Here is a 25,824-nt window from a genome sequence, read left to right as displayed (position 1 = left end):
ATGGGGTCATGAATCGACTTGTGACATTGATGATGGTCCCTTTCTTCGTGTTGGGGCAAGCCTTGCCGCACTCACACGCGGGGACTGGCGTCGTGGTGCCTGACGGGCATTTGGCTCGCGCACATTTTCATCTGTTCGGCGATCATCACCACGATCACAATCACGGCCACCATCACGATCACGATGGTGACAAGCATCAGCATCACAAGTCCGTCGAACAAGCTGATGCAACAGACGCAAATCCGGCGACCTCCGCCACAATTTCGCTTCCAACTGACCACGATTCGGATGCGATCTACCTGATCGATGCTGATGGATCGGCAAACCGAATCGCTACCGCGCCACAAGGCGATTCAACGGCGACGGGTTGGACAACGTTTCCTTTGTCGAATGGACGTGATCGTCACGTTGCCCATCGACTGGGCCATCCGCCAGACCTCGGTACTGGGCGACCGGTCTATCTACTCATCGCCTCGCTACGGCTATAGCAGAGGCCTCTCACCCGATGCGCCAGTGCATTCAGCCCTGGCCATGCTTGGTGAGCTCTTTTCGTGCTTGAAGCGACCTATTTATTCCTGATGTTGGGAATGATGTGCATGCCTTCGTGGGCATTCCAGGTCGACGGCCCCTGACGTGGAAAGATGAGATGGAAATGAATCGAACGCTACCGTTCCTGAAAACACTAACCGGTCCCGTCGTCGTGATCGGTGTTACCGCCGCGTTATGGATTTTCCGTGATCGGTTGTTCAGTTTAAGCGAACCTAGGTTAGCAGAGACAGCGGCAACAGCGACCGACCAGACTGGCGAGAAGCAAACGGTCTTGGAGATCAGCTCGCAAGCGAGAAAGAACCTGGGGCTCGTTTCCAAGCGAGCCAAGCCGCAAGAATACTGGCGATCCATCCTGATTCCAGGCGAGATTGCCGATCGACCCGGCGTCTCAGATCGTGGCGTGACGTCACCTGCGGTCGGAGTGGTGACCGAGATCCATGCGTTTCCCGGTGACATGATCCGTCCCGGTGAACCGCTGTTCACTCTGCGTTTGTTCAGCGAATACCTGCAGGCCACTCAAACTCAACTGTTCAAAGCGCGTCAAGAGACCGCGATCGTCCAAGCCGAGATCGATCGGCTTTCCGAATTGGCGTTGGTAGGCGCGGTGTCAAAGAGCACGCTGATCGACTTGAGGAACGACATCACTCGCCAAAGCACGCTGATTCAGGCCGCTCGACAAGAGTTACTGACTCGCGGACTGAAGCCCCAGCAAGTGGATCAAATCGAGGCCGGCACCTTCATTTCGACCGTCAATGTTGTCGCGCCTCCAGTGAACTCAACGGCAGTGAACTCAACGGCAGTGAACTCAACGGCAGTCGCACCGAACGCTGGCCTGACGAAAGCCCTGCAACAGGCGAGCTTCCTTAGCGATCAATCATCGGCAAACGGTTTTCGATACGAAGTCCAGGAACTTTCGGTCGAGCTTGGCCAGCAAGTTCAAGCGGGTCAATTGCTTGCCGAACTGTCCAACCATCAATCGCTGTATATCATCGGTCATGCGTTCAAGCGTGAGGCCCCGTTCTTGGAACAAGCGACACAAGAGCGTCGGCGGATCCACATCGAGTTTGCGGAGGACGTGGTCGGTCGATGGCCGGAATTGCAGCAGAGTTTTGAGATTCGCCATCTCTCAAACTCGATGGACCGGGAGAGTCGCACGTTTGATTTCTTCATCCCACTGACCAATCAATCACGAGCATACGAGAAGCAGGGCAAGTCCTTTTTGGTTTGGCGATTTCGCCCCGGCCAGCGGGCACGGTTGCATGTGCCGGTAGAGAAGTATGAAAACGTGTTTGTGGTTCCCTCGGCGGCAGTCGTTCGCGAAGGGCCGGAGGCGTATGTGTTTCGGCAGAACGGTGATCTGTTCAAACAATTCTCAGTGCATGTCTTGCACGAAGATCGCCAGTCGGTCGTGATCGCAAACGATGGGAGCATTCCAGCGGGTAGTTACTTGGCCCAAAGTGCAGCGGCTTCGTTGAACCGCGTGCTCAAAGCACAGACCGCCAGCGGCGAGCAACCCGGTTTACACGTCCATGCTGACGGCTCTGTTCACGCCGCACACTGAGAGATCCGATCATGCTTGATTCAATCATTCGTCTTTCCCTTCGCTATCGGATGCTGATCGTTTTCAGCAGCCTCGCGGTGCTGGTTTACGGTTCGTATCTGGCAACGCAAATGTCGATCGACGTCTTTCCCGACCTCGATCGTCCGCGCGTCGTGATCATCACAGAAGCGCCCGGGCTGGCGACCGAGGAAGTGGAAACGCTTGTCACCCAACCAATCGAAATCGCCTTGATGGGTGCCAATGGAGTGCAGGCGGTCCGGAGCCAATCGACCGCTGGGCTCAATGTGATCTACATCGAGTTCGACTGGTCAACGGAAATCCGAGCGGCTAGGCAAACCGTGCAAGAGCGTTTGACCACGCTGGAAGGCGTTTTGCCCGCTGGCATTCGCCCGCAGATGACGCCGCCTTCTTCGATCATGGGCCAGATTGTCGTCGCGGGCATCTATCGACAAGACGGCCCCGGCGGCGGAAGCCTGGCACAGGTTGGCAACACAAACATGATGGCAGAGCTGGTTGTCGGCGATGACAACCGTCCTAACATTCGCGTCTGGCAACCTGGAGACCGGCACGACTTTTCGACCTGGAAGCAACTTGAGACGCAACAGATTGACTGGGCGAATGATCCTGACGCCAATGCCGATCCATCAGCAACTCCGGTGGGCACGGCAACCCTTCACGTTAAAGACAAAACATACGAAGCGCACTTCTTTTCCGATGCAAAGCTGCAACTGGAGCTTCGCACACTTGCTGACTGGGTGATCCGACCTCGATTGCTAAAGACCACCGGCGTCGCCGAAGTCTTCATGCAGGGCGGCGATCGAAAGCAGTATCAAATTCTGATCGACCCGACGGCCTTGTTGGAGTACGACGTGACGGTGCAGGATGTCGCCCAGGCGCTTCGCGCCAGCAACATCAATACGAGCGGCGGTTTTGCTGTCACCGGCGAAACCGAACGACCGATCCGTGTCCTGGGACGGCTGGGACCATCATCACGCGTCGTGATCGAGGACTTGAAAAAGATCCCTGTCGGCAATCATCCGAAACGCGCCGTGCTGCTTGACCAAGTGGCCCGTGTCACCGAAGGCCCTCAGTTCAAACGCGGCGATGGCAGCGTCGATGGTCGGCCGGGAATCGTTTTCACCACGGTCAAGCAACCGCACATTGACACTCGACAGTTGACCAACGATGTGGCGGCAGCGTTTGCCGAAGTCGAAGCATCGCTGCCAGCCGATATCATCGTTAACTCGGAACTGTTCCGATTAAAGAACTTTATCGACCGAGGAATCTTTAACGTCGCAGAAGCGTTGGTCATTGGTGCGACGCTTGTCATCATCGTCCTGTTTCTGTTTCTACTCAATTTCCGCACGACGTTCATCACGTTGACTGCGATTCCGCTGTCGCTGGTGTTGACCACGCTGATTTTCCGATTGATTGGCATTCTGAGCGGCAAAGAACTCTCGATCAACGTCATGACACTCGGCGGGATCGCAGTCGCGATGGGCGAACTGGTCGATGATGCGATCGTGGATGTCGAAAACATTTTTCGCCGTCTCAAAGGAAACAACAAGCTGCCAACCGCCGAGCAACAATCCGCCCTCCGCGTCGTCTTTCAAGCCAGCAAAGAGATTCGCAGCTCGATCGTCTTTGGCACCGCCGTGGTGATCCTTTCGTTCTTGCCACTGTTTGCATTGTCAGGCGTTGAAGGTCGATTGTTCACACCATTGGGCGTGGCGTACATCGTTTCGATCTTGGCGTCGTTTATCGTCTCGATGACCGTCACACCGGTGCTGTCGTATTATTTGTTGCCGCAGTCACCTGCCACTCATCGCCAACGCGACGGATTTCTGCTGCAGGGGTTGAAGACGCTGGCGACGCCATTGATTCGACTGAGCATGGCGCTCCCCCGGACGCTATTGATTTTGACCTGGCTGGTCGTTGGCATCGCGGCCTGGCAATTATCACAGCTCGGCAGAAACTTCTTGCCGCCTTTCGACGAAGGCAGCATTCAAGTCAACGTCACATTGCCGCCGGGATCATCGCTGGATGCGTCCAACCAGATCTCCGGATCCATTGACGCGGTGTTCCAGTCGATGCAGAAAAGTGCCGAAACACCCGACGGCGAGATCCTGCACTTCGTACGGAGAACGGGGCGGGCGGAGATGGACGAACACGCCTCACCGGTCAACGTCGGTGAATACATCCTGAGCATGAATCCGGAATCCCAAACGCCACGTGATGAGATTCTTGCCGAAGTTCGCCGGCGGATCAGTGACGAGGCACCTGGGATCGATATCGAAGTAGAACAGCCGCTCGCTCATTTGATTAGCCATATGGTCTCAGGCGTCTATGCGCAGATCGCGATCAAAATTCATGGCGATGATCTGGACACATTGCAACGAGTCGCTGAGCAAATGAAGACGACGATTCAAGCGGTGCCCGGCATCACGCCTCCGATTGTCGAACCCATCCGACAGACGCCTGAGTTGCACATCAACCTGCGCGCCGACGACTTGGCGTTCTATGGACTCACACGCGAGTACGTCGCGAATGTTTTGCAGACCGCACTGCAGGGCGAAGTCGTTTCACAAGTTCTGGAGGGGCAACGCAGGTTCGACTTGCTTGTGCGTTTGGAAGAAGAGCACCGTACCGACTACGCCAATCTTGGTCGCCTTCGTATCGACCTGCCGCATCGCGAGGACGAAGCCGAACGGGGTCAGGTCGAACTTCGTGAACTGGCCGACGTTGGCGAAGGCACCGGCCCAAACTCCGTCAATCGCGAAAACGCAAGGCGGCGGATTGTGATTCGTTGCAATACCGAAGGTCGTGATTTGGCCGGAGCGGTTGGGGAAATCAAGCAGCGCATCAGCGATGAAGTCAACCTGCCGCTTGGATACTTCATCGAATATGGCGGTCAGTTTGAAAGTCAACAGCGAGCCACACAGCTGATCGTCGTCCTCGCTGGTCTCTCGGTGATCGGAATGTTCGTTGTCCTGCTGCTGTTGTTCCCGTCCGTACGAGTCGTTCTGCAGATCCTTAATGCATTGCCCACTGCGTTTATCGGCGGCGTGATGGCGTTGCTAATCACCGAGCAGACGCTAACCGTCGCGAGCCTCGTCGGATTCATTTCGCTCGGCGGCATCGCGGTTCGCAATGGCATCCTGCTTGTGACGCACTACTTCCACTTGATGAAAGAAGAAGGCGAGGCGTTTTCGCAAACGATGATCCTGCGAGGCAGTCTTGAACGACTGGCCCCGGTACTGATGACAGCGCTGACGGCGGGGATCGGGCTAATCCCCTTGGTCTTGGGCGGACTGGAGCCGGGACGAGAAATCCTGTATCCCGTTGCCACCGTCATCCTGGGTGGTTTAATCACATCAACGTTTTGCGAGTTCTTGATTCACCCCGGATTGTTCTGGAAGTTCAGCGGCAGGGATGCGGCGAGGTTAGCGACCAACAAAGACCTCGCCGAAGACCAATTGCTAGATGTTTGAGTTCATTCAATGGATGCAAGCCACCGTGGCACGCGTCCTCAACACGTTTCTTATGGAGAAGTTAGATGAAAATGTTCCATCCGCTACTGGCGCTGTCCGCAGCAATCGGTTTGTTCGTTGTTGCCGGATGCAATCAGCAGTCCGCAACGCCGACGCCCGACTCAACCACGCCCGACTCAACCACGCCCGACTCAACCACGCCCGACTCAACCCCGCCCGCAGAAACGTCGACCGACCAAGCAAGCGGCGATGTTGAAGAAGGCCAAGACCATAGCGTCGTAGGTCACACCCACGGTGCTGGACCGCACGACGGCACGATCGCGGACTGGGGTGGCGGCAAGTATCACGCGGAGTTCACCGTCGATCATGACAAACAAGAAGCAACGGTGTACATCCTTGGCCCTGATGAAAAAACCGCCACGCCAATCAAGGCCGAAGAGATTCTGCTGATCATCAAGGACCCGGCGATGGAAGTCACTTTAAAGGCGACTCCACAAGACGATGATCCCGCAGATGCGGCCTCACGCTACGTCGGCAATCACGAAAAACTTGCTGTGGTTCAGGAATACGCAGGAACGATCACCGGTGTGATCGATGGCACACCATACTCTGGTGACTTTGCCGAAGTGGCCCACGATCACGAATGAGTCGCACGCCATGTTCACTGAGTGCTGACGCGGGTCTGGCCATGTTGACGCGGGTCTGGCAGGGCAACTTTGTTTGCCCTTCGGTCGTCGCGTCTGCAAGCTTCAGCGGTGTTGGCTGCTTACTTAATGACCTGTTTGGCTTTCAGTTGGTCAATGATCGCATCCACACATTGGTCGATGGTCATGGTTGATGTATCAACGGTGACCGCAGGTGCCTCGGGGGACTCGTAAGTGGCCGTGACACCGGGGAAGTTCAGCAATTCGCCTGAATCGGCTTGTGCGTACTGGCCCTTGCTATCTCGTTCGCGGCACACTTCGATGGGCGTGGCCACGTGAACCACAACGAATTGGTCCTCACCAATCACACGGGCAACTTTCTGACGCACCTCTTCATTGGGTGCAACAAAGCTTGCCACGCAAATCACCCCAGCATCGTTCAAGGCCTGAGCCAGGTAAGCACTGCGTCGCAGATTTTCGCTGCGATCGTTGGCACTGTATCCGAGATCGCTGGACAGTCCACGGCGGACTTGTTCGCCATCGATCATCGACACGGCACGACCGGCGTCGAAGAGGCGACGTTCTAATGCTTGACCAACGGCCGTCTTGCCACTGCCGGTCAGTCCGGTCAGCAATACCGTCGCGGGCTTCTGACCGAAACGAGCCTGACGTTCGTCAACCGTTACCGCGGAAACGTCGCCGGTAGCCTCATCGCCAGCGGCCGCTTCATCATCCCAGATCGAACGAGACGCTTCACCACCGGCCTGATCCAGCAACATGCCAGCGGCCACTGTGGCGTTGGTGATTCGATCGATGACGATGAACGCACCTGTGCTGCGATTGCGACGGTAGGCATCGAAGTGGATCGCCGAGGAAAGCGAGATTCCCACGCGTCCGATTTCGTTCAGTTCCAATTCAGGAGCCGGACTGCGGTGCAGCGTGTTCACATCGACTTTGTAGTTCAAGGTATCGATGGAACCTGGCACCGTTTGCGAGGTGTGTTTGAACAGATATGTCTTCCCCGGCACCATCGCTTCTTCACCCATCCAAACCAACATCGCTTGGACGGAGTCACTGGATTTCGGAGTGTTACCGGGACGCACGATCATGTCGCCGCGCGAGGCGTCGATTTCGTCTTCCAACGTCAGTGTGACCGACTCCGGCGCAAAGGCTTCGTCCAGGTCGCCATCATAGGTCACAATCGACTTGACCTTAGACTTTCTGCCACTGGGCATGACCATGATTTCTTCACCGGGGCGGATGATGCCCGAGGCAATGGTTCCGCAGAACCCACGGAAGTCCAAGTTCGGTCGGTTGACCCATTGGACTGGAAAACGAAAATCCTGCAGGTTTCGATCACTGCCGATGTAAACCGTTTCCAGAAAGTTCATCAGCGTGCTGCCTGAATACCATTGCATCTGCTCGCTGCGATCAACAACGTTGTCGCCGTTGAGAGCACTGATGGGAATGAAGTGCAAATCGGGCAGATCAAGCCGTGTCGCAAAGGAGCGATACTCGTCGCAGATCTCATCAAAACGCTCTTGCGAGAAATCCACCAAGTCCATTTTGTTGATCGCAACAACAACGTGACGGATCCCTAGCAGTGAGACGATGAACGAGTGACGCTTGGTTTGCGTGAGCACACCGTGCCGAGCATCAATCATCAAAATCGCCAAGTCCGCCGTCGAGGCTCCGGTGGCCATGTTGCGAGTGTACTGCTCGTGGCCGGGCGTGTCGGCGATGATGAACTTTCGCTTGGCCGTGCTGAAATAGCGATAGGCGACATCAATGGTGATGCCTTGCTCGCGCTCTTCCTTCAAGCCATCCATGAACAGGGAGGGGTCAAAGTTGCCGCCGGTGGAACCTTGCCGCGCCGAATCCGTTTGGACTTTGGCAAGCTCGTCTTCGTACACTAACTTGGAATCGTACAGCAGACGACCGATCAAGGTGCTCTTTCCATCATCAACGCTACCGCAGGTGATGAATCGCAACAATTGCTTGTTTTCGTGCTGTTTCAAGTAGGCATGAATGTCGGAAGCGATCAGGTCGGACTGATGAGACATGGCCTTAAATTTCTTGTATCGATAGTCGAATGAATGGGTGGAGAATGCTCTGCTTTAATTCCAATGCAGAGGCTTGATGCCGAGAGCAGACGATGCCGAGCCTGAACCCTCAAACCGTCTCCGCAATGACGCGGCGACGGTGCAAACGCAATGCCAGCAGTTAGAAGTAGCCGCGTTCCTTTTTCTTCTGCATCCCAACGCCGCCTTCGTCCTGGTCGATCACGCGACCTTGGCGTTCGCTGGTCGTGGTCAACAGCATTTCCTGAATGACGTCAACCAAGTCGGTGGCTTCTGATTCCACCGCTCCAGAGAGCGGGTAGCAACCCAGGGTGCGGAACCGGACCATCTTTTCCTCTTCGACTTCCCCATCGAGCAGAGGCATGCGATCATCATTGCGCAGCAACAGGATGCCGTCGCGATTGACGACACGGCGCTTGGCCGACAAGTACAACGGCACAATCGGAATGTTTTCCAAGTAGATGTATTGCCAAACATCCAGCTCCGTCCAGTTGCTCATCGGGAACACGCGAATGCTTTCACCCTTGTTGACGCGAGCGTTATAAAGGTTCCACAGCTCAGGCCGCTGATTCTTCGGGTCCCAGCGGTGCCCTTTATCACGGAAACTGAACACGCGTTCTTTGGCGCGAGACTTTTCTTCATCTCGGCGAGCACCACCGAAGGCGGCATCGAAGCCATGCTTGTCCAAAGCAGCCTTCAACGCATCGGTTTTCATGATTTCCGTGTGGCGTTCGCTGTCTTCCCAAGGCTTGATGTCGTGCTTCAGGCCTTCGTGATTGATGTGCACAATCAAATCCAAGCCCAGTTCCTTGGCGACGTAATTGTCGCGGAACTCGTACATTTCCTTGAACTTGTAGGTCGTATCGACATGCAGCAACGGAAACGGTGGCTTCGCCGGTGCGAAGGCTTTCAGAGCCAGGTGCAGCAAAACGGCCGAGTCCTTCCCGATGCTGTAGAGCATCACGGGATTTTGGAACTCCGAAGCCACTTCGCGGAAAATATGGATGCTTTCGGCCTCAAGTTGCTTGAGGTGCGTCAAGTTGTAGTCCGACATCACGCCACTATCGCGAGGGGTACGGTCAAGTTAAAAATCCTCTCAGACGGAGGAGTGGTCGGAATTATAGAGCAAGGGCCACATTTAACGGAGTGCAGTGAAACGATTTGCTGAGAATTCAACCTCAGTGCGTCCGACGACGGTTGATGCCCGTTGCCATTCCCAGGCTTGACGCTTAACCTCTCTGGTTCTGCGCCAGCGGCAATCAGCCTGAAAACGGTCCGACGAATTGCAAGTCGGGCGTTTGCAGGTCCACCCTGACGGCTCAGAGACAGTGAATTCCAGTTCCCACGAATTGGAGTTCGAATTTGGCTGGACGTTGTTTTTGTTGTCCCCATCCTGTGGTGGGCTGACGCGTTGCGAAGCGATCCAACGATCGCACTGCGACAGCATGTCGCTGCTTGGTGCTCGGTGCGCCGGCAGAGCAGGTTGGTACAACAAGCGTCCGCAAGGGTTGGCTGCAACGGCCGATTCCATCAATTAAAAGACGATTTTTCGTGCACAGCTGCTCGGATGCTATCCGAGTCAGCACGGTTCTAACTTCGGAGTGTTCCTGGTGTCAGGTACTTGCGTAATTGGTTTGCAGTGGGGAGACGAAGCAAAAGGAAAATTAGTTGACCTTTTAGCTTCGCAATTCGATTGGGTCGTTCGTTACCAAGGTGGTGCCAACGCTGGGCACACCGTGGTCAATGGAGATCAAGTTTACAAACTGCACCACATTCCCAGCGGCATTTTGAATCCGGACGTTCAGAACGTGATCACGCCCGGGGTGGTCATCAATCCGGAAACCATGATCCAAGAGATGGACGGATTGCTCGCACGCGGCGTTGACTGCACCAAGAACATGCGTGTCAGCGAGCGAGCTCACTTGGTGATGCCATGGCACATTGCCGAAGATCGCCGCATCAACGCCACCGCTGTGCGTGGCGAATCGATTGGCACAACCAATCGCGGCATTGGCCCCTGTTATCGGGACAAGGTCGGGCGAACTCACGCGATTCGGATGACGGACTTGATTCAGCCATCGCGAGACGAACGCATCGCACTGGTGGCTGAACAGAAGATCGCCATGCTTCGCGCTCTGGGTGCGGACGAAGAAGAGCTCAAAGCACTTGCTCCTGAAGTGGTGGTTGCACAAGCCACACGCTGGGCAGAACGCCTTGAAGGGATCATCAGCGACACCACTCATTCGCTGCTGGACGCCTGTGAAGACGGTGCTCGACTCCTGTTTGAAGGTGCCCAAGGGGCGTTGCTGGATCTCGATCACGGCACGTACCCCTTTGTCACCAGCAGCAACAGTAGCGGAGTGGGCGTCTGTGCCGGCGCTGGCGTTCCGCCGCGCTGGATCAACCAAGTGCTCGGCGTCTGCAAAGCCTACAGCACACGCGTGGGCGGCGGTCCGTTCGTGACCGAACTAGAAGACGAAACCGGCGAGCGGATTCGAAAACTTGGCAACGAGTTTGGTACGACCACAGGACGGCCGCGACGATGTGGTTGGTTTGATGCCGTTGCAGTCCGCTACACGGCCCGGCTCAGCGGCGTGACTCGCATCGCGTTGATGATGATGGATGTCCTCGCACACCTGGATGAACTGAAAGTCTGCGTTGCCTATGAATTAGACGGTGAACGCATCGAACGTTTCCCCAGTCACCCAGAACAACTCCGTCGCTGCAAACCGATCTACGAAACCATTCCGGGCTGGAAAGAACCCGTCGATGAGGTGCGCCGCGAAGAAGACTTTCCAGCTGGCGCATTGGCCTATGTTCGTCGCATCGAAGAACTGATTGGGATCCCCGTCGCAGTGCTCTCCGTTGGCCCGGACCGAGCACAAACGATCTTCACCAAGCAAGCCAGTGAATTGCAGCTTGAAACAGCCAACGTGTAGGCAAGCGAATCAATCAACCTTCAGCTTGATAGACTGAAATGAACGATTCACCGGTGAACGAATCTTCGTCCCCCGCAACAGCGCCGATGCCTCGTCATGTTGCCATCATCATGGATGGCAACGGACGCTGGGCGCAGCTGCGTGGCATGCCGCGCATTGAAGGCCATCGCCGCGGTGTGGATACCGTCAGAATGGTCTGCGAAGCCTGTACCGAGCTGAAGATCAAGGTCCTGACCCTGTACTGCTTGTCCAGTGAAAACTGGAAGCGTCCGCAACAGGAAATCGACTTCCTGATGGAACTGTTCAAACAGTACCTGATCGAAGAACGAGACCTGATCATGAAACAGGACCTCAAGCTTCAAGTCATCGGCCGCAAGCACCGACTGCCTGCAGACGTCCTGTCTGAGATGCAGACGACATTGCAACTGTCGGCCAACAATCAAGGCACCAAGTTACAGTTAGCGGTCGACTACGGCGGACGCGATGAGATCGCTCAGGCCGCACAAGCGATCGCGCAAGGCGTCCAAGACGGCCGTTTGCAGATCGATGCCATCGACGAGCAATGCGTCAGCGATCATCTGTTCACCGCCGGTCAACCCGATGTGGACTTGATGATTCGCACTGGCGGTGAAATGCGAGTGAGCAACTTTTTGCTGTGGCAACTCAGTTACGCTGAACTCTGGGTGACCGAGACCTGCTGGCCGGAGTTTTCCCGCGAAGACTTTGATGCAGCGTTAAATGGCTTCGCCGCTCGTGACCGCCGTTTCGGTGGCATCAAAACGTCCAACCTGGGCGACGTTTGATGGTGGTTTGCCAAAACGGCTCGGCTGCATCGTATGGCTTGGCAATGACTCTTAGCGGACGCCTTGTGAATCCAATCTCCCAGACCGCACGCCTACTTTAAGTGGCAAGTTTATGTTGCGTGACCGAATCCGATCCAGCACGATCATCATCAGCATTCTGGCTGTGCTGCTGTGGCTTGACGCGAGCTTTCCGCTCGACGGCGCTGCGGGCTTATGGCTGCTGCCCATGATGGGACTATTTGCTGGCGGCACCGCGTTCGAACTGGCCAGCATGATGAAATCCAGTGGCCATCCAATTCACCGCCGCGTCGCAGTCACCGGCGGCGTCGTGATCGCGCTCTCGGCGGCGATCCCAATGCTGTGGGCTCGTCGTGGTTATCCAGACGACTGCCCCGTCGGCCAACTCGGCTGGATCATGCTGATGACCATGGCCACCGTGTTCGCCGTGCTGCTGACTGAGATGCGCGCCTACTGTGAAAATCCCAATCAGCCACAAGGTGTAACGATTCGGCGAACCTGTGCATCCGTGTTTGCCTCTGTTTATGTGGGCCTGCCGTTTGCGATGATGGTTGCATTGCGTGGGCTGCATCAAGACACACTGGGTCAAACGTATGGTTTGGCAGCCTTGCTGACCAGTCTCTTTGTCATCAAAGCATCCGACATGGGCGCTTACTTTACTGGCCGTGCGCTGGGTCGCAACAAACTGATTCCAAAACTCTCGCCAGGGAAAACCATCGAAGGTGCAATCGGTGGCGTGCTGGCTTCAACTCTGGCGGCGTTCCTGTGTTTAAAGTTTATCTTTCCCAAGGTGATCGCGGCTGCCTCTCAATCGGTTGACACAGCCAGCAGCGATCCCTCTTTGTTGGCCGACCCGATGGTTGGCGCCCTGGTCCTGGGCCCTGTGCTGGCGATCAGTGGCATGATTGGCGATCTGGCTGAATCCATGTTCAAACGCGACTGCGGCGTCAAAGACAGCGGCGGACTACTGCCCGGCCTCGGTGGCGTGTGGGACGTGACCGATTCACTGATTGCCGGCAGCGTGCCAGCCTTTTTCTGCTTCGCCGCCGGTGTCGGTGGTGGCTGATGCAATCCTGCAGAGCCTCCCCAAAAGACACTAAGGGAAGATGAACCCCCAAACAAAGCCCGACAAGGAGCGGTTTTTCCGGTGACAATGAAGATGCACCGCAATTTGTGATTGGATCCCCTGAGATCGAATCTCGACCGTCACGGATTGCCTGCTACGATTTATACTTGTTCGCGAGTGTTGCTGAAAAAAACGCAAGCATGCGTTCCTTCGAGAAGACTGGCCTACAGCCCCAAACGGAGCTGGACCGCCATTTCCCAACCAAGGGACGCCCGCCCTTCGGGAAGCAGACTGCGTGAAAAAGCCAAGTCAGCCGATTGCTCTGTCAAAGACCGATCGCGACGAAGGCTGATCCAAACTCCGAACATCGCCCCATCCGCTCGTCAACGAATAGGACCCAAGACAGCACTGCCAGTTTGCAAACCGATTTAATCGCCGAATGCATTGGCTGAGAAGCCGGAAGGCGCTTGCAAACACCGCTGCCAAATGTCGCCATTCGTTGGCTGCACTAGAATGTCATGACAGAAGCAACATTAACGATTAACACGCCCGAAGAGTTGCTGCAACTGTTTGGTCCTCGGGATCAGCATTTGCGACGGTTGCGTCAGTCTTTTGACGTCACGATCACGCATCGCAACGGTCGCATCCGCATCGCCGGTCTGGCGGACAACGTCCAGGCGACGCTAAAAGCCTTTGAGGCCTTGCGCGGCTTGATCCGCAAGCAAGGCGGGATCGCAGCGGACGACGTTGAGTCAATTGCCCAAGGTCGCGATCCGGTGTCATCCGGCGGGCCCACAAGCCATGGCCCGACCAAGGCAGACCCTGGCAAACTCAGTCGCGAGCCTTCCGCCGAAAGAAAGCGTGGAAGCGGTTCGGATTCAGCCAAGTCAAGTGCGTCCAAGACCGGTGAAGAGGTGGCCATTGGTCATGCTGGCCGGCGCATTCGCCCTCGGACCGAAGGCCAACGAGCTTATGTGGATGCCATTCGCGAGTTTGACCTGACGTTCGCAACCGGACCAGCGGGTTGTGGCAAAACCTACTTGGCGGTGGCAACGGCCGTTGAAGCCTTCAAAGCGGACCTGGTTCGCAAGATTGTGCTGGTTCGCCCCGCGGTCGAAGCCGGTGAGAGCTTAGGCTATTTACCGGGTGACTTGCGAGCCAAACTGAATCCTTATTTGCGGCCCCTGCTGGATGCTCTGGGCGACATGGTTGACTTTGACCGCGTGCAACAATTGATGGAACAAGACGTTATCGAAGTGATCCCATTGGCCTACATGCGTGGCCGAACACTCAGTGACGCATTCGTGATTTTGGACGAAGCACAGAACACCACCATCGCGCAAATGAAAATGTTTCTCACGCGAATGGGAGAGCGCAGCAAGATGGTTGTCAGTGGCGATGTCACTCAACTGGACCTGCCGCGTGGTGTGACCAGCGGTCTGCAGGATGCACTGCGCCGGCTGAATCGAATTTCTGCCATTGGCGTCGTGCGTTTAACGGGCGAAGACATCGTGCGACACCGCTTGGTGCAGCGCATCGTCGATGCTTATGAAGATAGCGAACCCAAAGGCGGCGCCGCGCGGGCCCGCCAAACAAAGGTTCGCGTGATTGAAAATGATCGGCAGCCGCGCACTCGTGGTGAGGGCCCCTTGGATCGGTAGCTTGGCTAGCCGCCAAGTCGTTCCAACGTGATGAACGGTCAAGGTAAAACGCGTGCCAACCAGCAGCGCATTGATTCACTGGGAATCCCCAAACCACGGCTCATTCAGTGGTGGCTCGATAGCGATAAGCAAGATTGGGCCATCCGAGTCACGATGGTCCTGATCGCTGCGTTGGCTTTACTGGTCGTCTGCCAAGCTTGGCGGCCGCGATTCTCTTACCACGTTGGCGACATGCCGGCACGGGACATTATCGCGCGGGTCAGCTTCGAAATCGAGAACGAAGCCGAAACCGAACAGGCCCAACTGGAAAAGCTGCGTGAACTCCCTGTGTTCTATCGCAATCTGCCGAACCAGCTCACACAGCTACGCGCCATTTTGAAAAGCCAGCTACTGGTTGTCGGCGATAGTTCGTCGCTGCAATCAATGAGCGACGATCAATCGGACGCGTTCGACGCTTTTGCAGGGACGACCATCGTCACGCCCGAATCGGCCACCGAAGATACGGCGACGCCTGAGCAAAAGTACCAAGCCCTCAAAGCAGTGCTCGCCGAAGACACCGAAGCTGAAAACCTGGACAATGCGTTTCGCATGATGGTTCAGGAAGTGTTTGAGAACGGCTTGTTAGAAACCTTAAAGCACGATCCCGAACGCGGGAGCCAACGCTTCATCCGAGTCTATACCGCTGACCCTGAAGACTCCATCGAAGTCAGCGTCGAAGACGTGCAAGTGGCGCGGATGCTGCCACGCATCAAGACCATGCTGTCGGAAGAGTTCCGCTCCCTGTTCGGTGACAGCGTTCCCGACCAGCAGCGTGCCATCGTTGTCGACATGGTGTCTCAGTGGATCGACGAACGGCTGCCGCAATACCAGACGCTTTCGTATGACGAACCGACCAGCGAAGAGGCGCGCGCCAAGTTAGCCAAGAACGTTCCACCATCGATGAAGCGATTGTTTGCCGGCCAAACCGAGCTTGCCAACGCCGGTGATACCATTGACCCCGCCGAGCTCGCCCTGCTGCGACATGAACATCAGCGCTGGCAAGACCTTCGTGGGCCGGTCGATGAAGCGGCACGATTCTTGGCCTACGCAGGCATGCTGGCGGCGCTCTCGCTGCTGTGTGGCTGCTATATTTTCTTCGTCGATGATCGTGCAATCCTGCGAGACAAAGTCAAACTTGGCAAGTTGCTGTGCTTGATCGTCCTGACCGTCGGCGGCAGCTACTGGGCGACGACGGATCATTATCACAGCGAACTTGCACCACTTGTCGTCGGCACCGTCATTGCCGCGATCGTGTACGGACGGGACTTGGCACTGCTGTTGATGTCGGCCTGTTGCATTAGCGTGACACTCTTTTTGAATGAAGACTTGGCCCAAATGGTGACACTGGCTGCTGCGGCAACCACCGTCGCCTTGGTCACCGGGAGGGTGAGATCCAATAGCCACCTGCTGTTTGTGGGCATCATCTCCGCCGCCATCACCGCCCTGACATTCATTGGCGTGGGCTTGGTCACAGGCGACACGATGGCGATTGCAGCTGCCCCGGGCAGCCTGGACCTAGAAGATCAAGTCGGCACCACGCACTTCTTTGACATCCTGCTGATGCTCAGCCGGGAAGGCCTAGTCGCTGGCTTATTCATTGTGGTTCCAACCACCCTGATCACGCCATTACTGCCATTGATCGAAAAGGTTTTTCGGGTCCATACCGACCTCAGCCTGATGAGCCTCAGTGACGTCAGCCACCCCTTGCTGCGACGTTTGGCTCAGCGCGCTCCGGGAACGTACAACCACAGCATCAATGTCGCTTCGATCGGTGAAGCAGCAGCCGATTCCATTGGCGCCAATGGCTTGCTGGTGCGTGTTGGGGCTTACTTCCACGACATCGGCAAGATGTTCAAACCGGAGTACTTCATCGAAAACCAAAGTGGTGTCAATCAGCACGACTCGCTACAACCTGCGATGAGCACCTTGGTGATCATTGCACACGTCAAAGACGGTGCCGACCTGGCGCGAAATCACCATTTGCCGCAACCGATCATCGACTTGATCATGCAGCACCATGGAACAACCCTGGTCGAATACTTCTTTAATGAAGCCGCCAAACGTAGCGAAGAAGACCCCAATCACGAACAGGTCAGTGACAAAGACTTCCGCTATCCTGGGCCCAAACCACAGACGTTAGAAGCCGCCGTGATGATGCTGGCCGATGCTGTAGAAAGCGCCAGCCGCACCTTGGTTGACCCAACGCCCGCGAGAATTCAAAGTCTGGTTGACAAAATTGCACAAAAGAAAATGACTGACGGACAGTTCGACGAATGTGGACTGACCTTTCGACAACTTCGCTTGGTTCGCGAAAGCTTAGCCAAGTCCTTAACTTCAATTTTCCACGCGCGTGTCAAATACCCAAGCCAACAACCCGCCTGATTCATCGGCGCCTTCTGATTGTGACCCATCGTCACAAGACGCAGACGTTCCTGAACCGACGCCCGACGACTACCCAGACCTATCAGACTGGCAGGTCGATGTGCTGTGGGATGAATCGCTTGAACAACGCCGCCAGACACTCGGCTTAACCGACCAAGCCGTGACACGAGCGGTGGAGGCCGCAGCGGAACACCTGCAGTTTGCATCGGGCGTTATCGGAGTCCGATTTTGCGACGACGCAACGATCCATCAAATCAATGTCACGCATCTTCAGCATGACTACCCCACCGATGTGATCAGTTTCCCCTACAGCGATCAGAACGGTTTTCTGGAAGGAGAACTGGTTGCCAGTCTCGAGACCGCCCAAGCCAACGCCGTCGACGCTGGCTGGTCCACAGCGGATGAACTGTTGCTATACGTGATCCATGGCGTACTGCACATCGGCGGGATGGATGACCAAACCGAATCACAGAAACAGGCAATGCGACTCGCTGAGCAAGCCGTCTTGGAACAATTGCGGCCGAGCGACCTCGCTCTGGAACCTGTGGAGGTGAACAAGCCTTGACCGGTTTTATTCTCTTTATCAGCATCTCGATCGTCGGCTTTGTGCTTAGCAGCGTCGGCGGCCTGGGAGCCGAACTGTTGGATTCGTTTGCCGGCCGCTCTTTCGAAGCTTACTGCAGGCTGCGCAAGAACCGCGAGCGTTTTCGATCCGTTCTGACCTGGCAAGACGCAGCGATTCGCGGCAGTGAGTACCTGCGGATGATTGGGACCGTGTTGTTCCTGATCGCTGGGACCGCAGCCTTCATGGTGCTGAACCTGGAAGCGATTGCAGCGGGCGCCGATCGCGGACTCGGCCTGGCATGGCTGCTCGATGGTTGGCAATGGTTCGTTGGCTGGATCACCTTTGCCGCGCTGATGATGCTGTTCGTCCATTCATGGATCCCAGAAGTTGTCACGCGGTTTGCCTCCACAACGCTGCTGTACCACACCTGGCCCTTTTGGCAGACGCTGGCCTTGACGATGAACCCACTGTCGACCCCGCGTCGTATGCTGGAGTCATTGACACTTCGCCTGAGCGGCAAAAAGGAAACCGAAGACGAAGAGGAAGAATCACTCGAAGACGAAATCCGCACCATCGTCGCAGCGGGAACCAACGCCGGTTTCTTTGGCCCCGGCGTGCGCGAGATGATTCAAAACGTCATGGAACTGGACAACGATGTCGTCAAGGGCATCATGACTGTCCGCACCGACATCGACGCTTTGGAACGTCAATCCAGCTGGCCAGAAGTCATGCAACAAGTCATCGCGTCCGGCCGAACGCGATTACCCGTTTACGATGGCACGCTGGATAACGTCATTGGTGTGCTGTACGTCAAGGACTTGTTACCCGAGCTGGCAGGAGGCCGCACGCCCGGGCGACCGCTGGAAGAACTTGTCCGACGTTGCTGGACCGTGCCAGCGGACAGAACGGTCAGTGCTCTGCTACGCGAGTTCCTGCACAGTCGATCGCACATGGCGATCGTCCTTGACGAGTTTCAACACACCGTTGGCGTCGTCACCATTGAAGACGCCTTGGAAGAAATCGTCGGTGAAATCGTCGACGAATCGGACGAGGAAGAAGAAATCCAATTCAAAGTCGTCGACGAATTCACCGCGATCCTCAGCGGCAGGGTGATGATCGATGACATCAACGAACGTCTGAACTGGCAGTTGCCCGAAAGCGATGACTACCAAACCATCGCCGGGATGGTGCTAAGCCACCTGGGGGAGATTCCGGAGAACGACGCCAAATTCACCATCGGCGACATTCAGTTCCATGTGCTCCAAGCCAGCCGCCAGACCATCACCATGGTCCAAGTGCACTACGAACCGGCGGAAGTTTAGCGCACCGCACGACCGGCCGGCGGTAAGGCCACTGACGATGACCTCCCAACCGGGGGGACTGTCCATCTGCCCGGGAGTGAGCAGGGGGCGAGTGTCGGTTTAACCGCGAAAATTCGCCCAATTTGCAAATCGGGGGCTAACCAGGGCAGACGTTTCTGGCTCAAAATCAATCTCGCCGACGACTCTGCCCATGACCTTTTGTGGACGGATTTCTAGAATTTCGGAAAGTTTCCGAATCGGAACACTCGATACAACCCTAAAACTCCATGCCCTTGGTGTTTTCAATTTGTGTGCGACGCGTTCTGCATCTGGTAAAGGTTGCGGCTTAACCGCTGTGGTTTGAGACTGTAGCCTGCACTCGGACGGAGATTTGAGACACTGCCAGGATTTGGAGGCCGCGGCGCGACCTGCCGTGATAGGACTGATTTCGCGTGATGGGCTGTCCAACCAGGGCGGATCCATGACGCCCCGAAACGGCTGCGGCGAAGAGCAGGGCAAAGCAATCGAAAACGGCGTTTTTACCAAGTAAGACGTTGCCGAAGGATCGGCCAGATTGTTTGCCACCAGAAAACACGACCAACCGCTTGATCGATTTAACGCAAGATAGTTCATGACAACGACTTCCAAAGATGTCAAACCAGTCGCTGGAATCACCGTTCGCCTCGCAGGTGACTCGGGCGACGGCATGCAGTTGCTGGGCACTCAGTTGACCAACACCAGCGCCCTGGCTGGCAATGATGTGGCCACCTTCCCTGATTTCCCTGCTGAAATCCGCGCACCGCGTGGCACCCGCGCCGGAGTCAGTGGATTCCAGGTCCAGTTTGCCAAGCAAGAGATCTTCACCCCTGGCGATACGCTTGACGCGCTGGTCGTGATGAACCCCGCCGCCTTGGTGACCAACATTCAGGACCTTCGCAAAGGCGGCATTCTGATCGCCAACGAAGATGGCTTTACGGCGAAGGATTTTAAACTTGCCAAAGTTGACGCGAACCCGCTTGATGCGACCGTGATCAACGAAGAGTATCGCTTGTTCAAAGTCCCGATGACCAAGCTGACTCGAACAGCCGTTTCCGAGCACGGCCTGAGCCCCAAGATTGCCGACCGCTGCAAAAACTTCTTTGCGATGGGTTTGGTGTACTGGCTGTTTGGTCGTTCGCTCGAACCAACGCTGCGATTCATTGAAGCCAAGTTCGGCAAGAAACCCGAAGTCGCCGCCGCCAACATCGCAGCCTTGCGAGCTGGCTGGGCCTATGGTGAAACCACCGAAGCGTTTGGCGAAAGCTATCAAGTCGAAGCCGCTGAGCTAAAGCCCGGCACGTATCGCAACGTGATGGGCAACCAAGCTCTAGCCTGGGGACTGGTTGCCGCCAGCAAGCTGAGCAACAAAGACTTGTTCTACGGCACCTATCCGATCACGCCAGCGAGTGACATTCTGCATGAACTGACCAAGCACAAAGCGTTTGGCGTCCGAACCTTCCAAGCGGAAGACGAGATCGCTGCGGTGTGTGCCACGATCGGAGCGGCCTTTGGTGGCACGATGGCAGTGACCGCCAGTAGCGGCCCTGGGATCGCGCTCAAAGCCGAAGCGATGGGCCTGGGAATGATTCTTGAACTCCCAATGATCGTCGTCAACGTCCAACGTGGTGGCCCCAGCACGGGGCTCCCAACCAAGACGGAACAAAGTGACTTGCTGCAAGCCATGTTTGGCCGAAACGGTGAATCCCCGCTGCCGGTGATCGCGCCACAATCGCCCGCAGATTGTTTCTCCGTGGCCATCGAAGCCTGGCGACTGGCCGTTGAGTGCATGGTCCCAGTCATGTTGCTTAGCGATGGCTATATCGCCAACGGCAGTGAACCCTGGCGGATTCCCGAGATGTCTAGCCTGCCCAAAATTGACGTTCAACACCCCGAAGGCAAGACAGACGACGAACCGTTCCTGCCTTACAAACGCGATGCAAACCACGCTCGCCCCTGGGCCATCCCTGGTGCCGAAGGCTTGATGCACCGCTTAGGTGGCTTGGAAAAAGAGAACGAAACCGGGAACGTCAGCTACGATCCCGACAATCACCAATTGATGACCAACCTTCGTGCTGAAAAAGTCGCCAAGATCGCCGAGCGAATCCCAGCCCAAGAGGTCTTTGGCGAGGAAAGTGGTGACCTGCTGGTGGTCTCTTGGGGCGGCACTTACGGAGCCTGCCACACCGCTGTTCAGCAATGTCAACAAGCGGGACATCGCGTCAGCCACGCTCACGTCCGTTACTTGAATCCATTGCCCGCCAACCTGGGCGACCTGTTGCGTCGCTTTGACCGCGTCCTGGTCCCCGAGCTAAACATGGGCCAGCTTCGCATGTTGCTGCGATCGGAATACCTCGTCGACTGCATTGGCTTTAACAAAGTCCAAGGCAAACCCTTCGCCGTCAGTGAACTGATTCAACAAATCGAAACCCACTTGCCACAACCCGTCGGCGCCTAATCGCTAGCTCGCTTGTTGATCAACCGAACAGACAACTCTTTTTGATTCACATCACAATATGAACCTTCCCGTTCTAAAACCAACTGACTTTGCGTCCGATCAAGACATTCGCTGGTGCCCCGGCTGTGGTGACTATTCGATTCTTGCTCAAATGAAAAAGGTCTTGCCAGACCTGGGCGTGCCGCGCGAGAAGACCGTGTTCATCAGTGGGATTGGCTGCAGCAGCCGCTTTCCCTACTACATGAACACCTACGGCATGCACAGCATTCACGGCCGTGCTCCCGCGTTCGCAACGGGACTCAAGTCGACGCGCCCCGACCTGATGGTTTGGGTCATCACCGGTGACGGCGATGCGTTGTCCATTGGCGGCAACCATTTCATTCACGTGCTGCGACGGAACCTGGACATCAACATCGTCCTGTTCAACAACCGCATTTACGGCTTGACCAAAGGGCAGTACAGCCCGACCAGCACCGAAGGTCAAGTCACCAAAAGCACGCCGATGGGCTCCATCGACCATCCACTGAGCCCGCTGTCGGTAGCCTTGGCAGCCGAAGCGACCTTCGTGGCTCGCAGCATGGACGCCAACGTCAAACACCTCGGCATGGTGCTAAAACGTGCCGCACAGCACAAAGGCACATCGCTGGTCGAAGTCTACCAAAACTGCAACGTGTTCAACGACGGGGCAATGGCATACGCTCAAGAGAAGGCACAGCGCCCGGAAAACACGATCGAACTTGAGCACGGCAAGCCCTTGATCTTTGGCAAAGAATCCGACAAAGGCATCCGACTGGTTGGCACTCGCCTGGAAGTTGTCAACCGGAGCGACGTCGCTGATGATGATCTACTGATCCACGACGAACGCGAACAAAATCCATCCATTCAAATGATGCTCGCCCGGATGCGTTACCCTGAAATGCCCGAACCCATGGGCGTCCTGCGAGACGTTGAAGGCGTTCCCACCTACAACGACCAAATCAACCAGCAAGTCACCAGCGCCAAAGAACGCTTTGGAGAAGGTGACCTGGAAAAACTGTTCAGCGCTGGCGACACCTGGGTCGTCGACTGAATCCGTTAAAGCGACTGTTGCAACGATGCCAGTGGCGTCCGTTGCCGCGCCCGTTGGCTGTGATCATCAAGGAAGAACTGATCCGGCAAACCGAGCAGCCATTGTGCTGCTGACTAATCTGACACAACGAATCACACCAAAATGACCGGCCGCATCGTTCGCGACCATCAAGTTGGTTCACCTATCCAATCATGGAGGATTGAACTTATGCCACGCGGAAAATCTTATTCGGACGTCACCAAAGCCTTTGGTGATACCCCAATGATCCAAATCAATCGTCTGGGCCCTGAAGGTGGCGCGACGATCTTCGCTAAGTGCGAGTTCTTTCAACCGCTGAACAGCGTCAAAGACCGTATCGGCGTGGCCATGATCGAGGCGGGTGAACGAGACGGCAAAATCAACGCCGACACTCATATCATCGAACCAACTAGCGGTAACACGGGGATCGCGTTGGCGTTTGTTTGTGCAGCCAAAGGCTACAAACTGACATTGACCATGCCGGAATCCATGTCCGTCGAACGTCGCGCTCTGCTGCGTGCCATGGGCGCCAACTTGGTGCTCACACCTGCTGGCGACGGCATGAAAGGTGCGATCAACACCGCCGCCGATCTGGCTGCAGGTGATCCAAACGGCTTCATGCCGCAACAATTTGAAAACCCAGCTAACCCAGCGATTCACGAAGCCACCACTGGCCCTGAAATCTGGGAAGACAGCGGACAAAGCATCGACGCCATCGTTGCTGGCGTCGGTACCGGAGGCACCATCACCGGTGCGTCACGTTTTCTGAAAAGCCAAAATCCGGACTTCAAGACCTTCGCCGTTGAACCGGTCAATTCACCGGTGATCAGCGGCGGGTCCCCCGGCAAGCACCGCATTCAAGGCATCGGGGCTGGCTTCATCCCCGGTAACTTGGACACCGGAATCATTGACGATGTGGTCAAAGTCGATGACGAAGACGCCTTTACCTGGGGCCGACGTTTGGCAAAGGAAGAAGGCATCGTGGCCGGCATCAGCAGTGGAGCCAACCTCTATGCGGCTGCCCAAGTGGCCGCCCGTCCAGAAATGAAAGGCAAACGCATTGTGACCATCATGTGCAGCCTTGGCGAACGCTACCTCAGCACCCCTTTGTTCGGCGATCTGGGCCTGTAATCGCCGGTTCGCGTGCAAGAGAAGCAAGCACGGAGGGCGCCGTGCTTGCACGCATCAATGATCTCACGGAGTCCAATCCGGATGAGATTACGTCCCTTTTTGGGAACCGCTACGCGCTAACAAGCTTCTAGCTAGGCCCCATGGTGTGTGCAAGCACGGACCCTACGAAAGAGGCAAGCACGCCGGGGCTGCACTCTCGCGGCACGCTGTCTGTCGGCCGTCAAGCGAGCGGCTTTGACTCACTTTGGCACACCTGAATTGTGTTGAATTGGCGCGCCGCAACGTCGTTGCCCGTTTGCGGGCCTACTGAAATCGCGTCCCTTCCACGCTTTCGCGGTCTTTGCTTGATCGCAACCAACTTGGCACGAACATTGCTTGTCGTACTCCATTGAGATGCCTCGAAGCTTTCTTGAGCGCAGCACGCTCACCTTCAAGGTGCGTCGCCGATGCAGATCGCAGTCTTAATTCGAACAGGAGTGAACGATGATGATTTCGAAGACAGTTTACGAAATGCCAGTGAAGGAATTCATGAACCGCGACTTGGTCACCATCGACGCATCGGGGACAGTTCACGAAGCCCTGACACTGATGGAAGAGAACCGAGTTTCAACCTTGCCCGTGATCGATAACGGGCACGTTTGTGTCGGCATCCTCTCGACATCGGACTTGGTGGACATGGCGCGTGATGTCGACGATGATCTTTGGGACCTCGATCAGCTGGATGTGGCTGGGCAGCGTTTCTTGGTTGATAAACTGATTCACAGCATGGGACAAGAATCGGTTCAGTCGTTCATGAGTGAAAAGGTGGCAACGGTGCCGCAGGATTCCTCGACTCTGAGCGCGATCCGCAAGATGCTTAAAGAACGTGTCCACCATCTACCGGTGACCGGCCCATCCGATCAGCTCGTTGGGATCATCTCGACAATGGATGTCTTAGGGCAGATTTCAGATTCGATCGACTGACCTGTTTTCGCCCACGAAAGTCGGGAAAACATGGTAAGCTGAAGCAAACATCGCCGACGCTGCCGGGATTCGGCGGCCTTGGCGTGTGACCGATGAAAACACTCTAGGCCTGAAAACGATGCGAACTGAACTGGATGCCGCGCTCAAACAACTGCAAGAAGCTCTTGAAAACATTGACCAGCTCGACGGTCAGCAGGCGGATCAGTTGCGTGGAGCGGCCAAGCAGATCACCGAAACGCTCGACCATTCGGATGTCGATTCTGCCTCGCTGGCCAAACGCTTGCAAGAACAGACCGATGCATTTCAAGAGTCCCATCCCACACTGACTGACACAGTCGGTCGGATCGCAGACATTCTGCAACAGATGGGCATCTAATGGCCTGACGCCAGACGCGCCAGGCAGCACGTTGCCCGTCGGTCCGTTGTCGCTTTAGACCTGTCCTCCCAGCTTCACTTGGTCAGCTTCACTTGGTCAGCTTCACTTGGTCAGCTTCACTTGGTCAGCTTCACTTGGTCAGCTTCACTTGGTCAGCTTCACTTGGTCAGCCAGAGAGGCAAACCCCGATGCCAGCACGCTGGACGACCTTCGCTGGGCTGCTGGTGGTCTCGTACTGCGTGATGACGTTCACACACGAACTGGGACACTTGATCGGCGGTTGCTGCGGCGGAGGCAAACTGCTGAGCGCAGACCTCGCCCCCTGGAGGCTACCGTACAGTCTCTTTCGCCCCGATCCCTTTCCCAAACTGACTCTTTGGTCGGGACCGATCTTGGGTGTGCTGATTCCGCTGTTGATTGCCTGGCCTCTTGGGAAACCATGGGCATGGCTGATCGCTCACTTCTGTGTCCTAGCCAACGGTTGCTACCTTGCGATCGCAGCGTTCACCGGGGACCCACTGCTGGACACCGCTCGGCTACTGAACAGCGGCGTGCATCCATTGCTGATCGCGGCCTTCTGTGTGATCACGATCCCCTGCGGTTACCTAGGCTTTCGTCGATCTTGCATCGAATGGTTGAGCCCGCCCACGCCAGAGCGTTAACCTGAACCGCC

The 25,824-nt window shown here is 56.1% G+C and carries 19 protein-coding genes; 17 read left to right on the top strand and 2 right to left on the bottom strand.

Annotation, left to right across the window (positions count from 1 at the left end; translation table 11 throughout):
- The first annotated feature begins 8 nt into the window (after window positions 1–8).
- The 4 genes from SV7mr_RS10105 (at window position 9) to SV7mr_RS10090 (ending at window position 6,248) form a co-directional block, all read left to right on the top strand.
- Entirely contained in the window at window positions 9–488 is a 480-nt protein-coding gene (locus tag SV7mr_RS10105; protein WP_145271610.1) for a hypothetical protein, read from the top strand.
- A 164-nt stretch (window positions 489–652) separates the two neighbouring features.
- Window positions 653–2,110: an efflux RND transporter periplasmic adaptor subunit gene (locus SV7mr_RS10100; RefSeq protein WP_145271608.1), complete on the top strand. Its 1,458-nt coding sequence runs from the start codon at window positions 653–655 to the stop codon at window positions 2,108–2,110.
- An 11-nt stretch (window positions 2,111–2,121) separates the two neighbouring features.
- Window positions 2,122–5,601 carry an efflux RND transporter permease subunit gene (locus SV7mr_RS10095; protein WP_145271606.1) on the top strand — a complete coding sequence of 1,160 codons (3,480 nt, stop codon included), beginning with the start codon at window positions 2,122–2,124 and terminating at the stop codon, window positions 5,599–5,601.
- 65 nt (window positions 5,602–5,666) lie between these two features.
- Window positions 5,667–6,248: a hypothetical protein gene (locus tag SV7mr_RS10090; RefSeq protein ID WP_419188350.1), complete on the top strand. Its 582-nt coding sequence runs from the start codon at window positions 5,667–5,669 to the stop codon at window positions 6,246–6,248.
- Between the two features lie 119 nt (window positions 6,249–6,367).
- On the opposite strand, the gene cysN is transcribed toward SV7mr_RS10090, so the two are convergent.
- Window positions 6,368–8,308: a sulfate adenylyltransferase subunit CysN gene (gene cysN, locus SV7mr_RS10085; RefSeq protein WP_145271604.1), complete on the bottom strand. Its 1,941-nt coding sequence runs from the start codon at window positions 8,306–8,308 to the stop codon at window positions 6,368–6,370.
- A 160-nt stretch (window positions 8,309–8,468) separates the two neighbouring features.
- Window positions 8,469–9,380: a sulfate adenylyltransferase subunit CysD gene (cysD, locus tag SV7mr_RS10080; protein WP_145271602.1), complete on the bottom strand. Its 912-nt coding sequence runs from the start codon at window positions 9,378–9,380 to the stop codon at window positions 8,469–8,471.
- 556 nt (window positions 9,381–9,936) lie between these two features.
- Here cysD and SV7mr_RS10075 point away from each other — a divergent pair.
- The 13 genes from SV7mr_RS10075 (at window position 9,937) to SV7mr_RS10010 (ending at window position 25,813) form a co-directional block, all read left to right on the top strand.
- Window positions 9,937–11,265 (top strand): adenylosuccinate synthase, encoded by a 1,329-nt coding sequence (locus tag SV7mr_RS10075; protein WP_419188349.1) that lies wholly within the window; start codon window positions 9,937–9,939, stop codon window positions 11,263–11,265.
- A gap of 38 nt (window positions 11,266–11,303) precedes the next feature.
- A complete protein-coding gene (locus tag SV7mr_RS10070) occupies window positions 11,304–12,068 on the top strand; it encodes an isoprenyl transferase (protein WP_145271600.1) in 765 nt (254 codons plus the stop codon).
- 112 nt (window positions 12,069–12,180) lie between these two features.
- The gene (locus SV7mr_RS10065; protein WP_145271598.1) at window positions 12,181–13,152 is read left to right on the top strand and encodes a phosphatidate cytidylyltransferase; all 972 of its coding nucleotides are present in this window, start codon (window positions 12,181–12,183) and stop codon (window positions 13,150–13,152) included.
- A 518-nt stretch (window positions 13,153–13,670) separates the two neighbouring features.
- Window positions 13,671–14,813, top strand: a complete 1,143-nt coding sequence (locus SV7mr_RS10060; RefSeq protein WP_145271596.1) for a PhoH family protein — start codon at window positions 13,671–13,673, stop codon at window positions 14,811–14,813.
- A 30-nt stretch (window positions 14,814–14,843) separates the two neighbouring features.
- Window positions 14,844–17,234: an HD family phosphohydrolase gene (locus tag SV7mr_RS10055; RefSeq protein WP_145271594.1), complete on the top strand. Its 2,391-nt coding sequence runs from the start codon at window positions 14,844–14,846 to the stop codon at window positions 17,232–17,234.
- Window positions 17,203–17,799, top strand: a complete 597-nt coding sequence (gene ybeY / locus SV7mr_RS10050; RefSeq protein WP_419188348.1) for an rRNA maturation RNase YbeY — start codon at window positions 17,203–17,205, stop codon at window positions 17,797–17,799. Before SV7mr_RS10055 ends, ybeY begins: the two co-directional genes overlap by 32 nt.
- Window positions 17,796–19,121, top strand: a complete 1,326-nt coding sequence (locus tag SV7mr_RS10045) for a hemolysin family protein (RefSeq protein WP_419188347.1) — start codon at window positions 17,796–17,798, stop codon at window positions 19,119–19,121. The genes ybeY and SV7mr_RS10045 overlap by 4 nt, the downstream gene beginning before the upstream one ends.
- A 610-nt stretch (window positions 19,122–19,731) precedes the next feature.
- Complete coding sequence (locus SV7mr_RS10035) at window positions 19,732–21,594, top strand: 2-oxoacid:acceptor oxidoreductase subunit alpha (protein ID WP_145271590.1); 1,863 nt, start codon at window positions 19,732–19,734, stop codon at window positions 21,592–21,594.
- A 58-nt stretch (window positions 21,595–21,652) separates the two neighbouring features.
- Window positions 21,653–22,663, top strand: coding sequence for a 2-oxoacid:ferredoxin oxidoreductase subunit beta (locus SV7mr_RS10030; RefSeq protein WP_145271588.1), 1,011 nt, complete (start codon window positions 21,653–21,655; stop codon window positions 22,661–22,663).
- 207 nt (window positions 22,664–22,870) lie between these two features.
- Complete coding sequence (gene cysK / locus SV7mr_RS10025) at window positions 22,871–23,812, top strand: cysteine synthase A (RefSeq protein ID WP_145271586.1); 942 nt, start codon at window positions 22,871–22,873, stop codon at window positions 23,810–23,812.
- Window positions 23,813–24,295: 483 nt separating this feature from the next.
- Window positions 24,296–24,775 (top strand): CBS domain-containing protein, encoded by a 480-nt coding sequence (locus SV7mr_RS10020; RefSeq protein ID WP_145271584.1) that lies wholly within the window; start codon window positions 24,296–24,298, stop codon window positions 24,773–24,775.
- Window positions 24,776–24,893: 118 nt separating this feature from the next.
- The gene (locus tag SV7mr_RS10015) at window positions 24,894–25,151 is read left to right on the top strand and encodes a DUF4404 family protein (protein ID WP_145271582.1); all 258 of its coding nucleotides are present in this window, start codon (window positions 24,894–24,896) and stop codon (window positions 25,149–25,151) included.
- Between the two features lie 188 nt (window positions 25,152–25,339).
- Window positions 25,340–25,813, top strand: coding sequence for a hypothetical protein (locus tag SV7mr_RS10010; protein WP_419188346.1), 474 nt, complete (start codon window positions 25,340–25,342; stop codon window positions 25,811–25,813).
- Window positions 25,814–25,824 lie beyond the last annotated feature (11 nt).

The sequence above is a fragment of the Stieleria bergensis genome (assembly GCA_007745635.1).
In the GTDB taxonomy this organism is placed as follows: domain Bacteria; phylum Planctomycetota; class Planctomycetia; order Pirellulales; family Pirellulaceae; genus Stieleria; species Stieleria bergensis.
The sequence above is the reverse complement of the archived record's forward strand: the minus strand, read 5'-3'. Positions and strand labels throughout refer to the sequence as shown.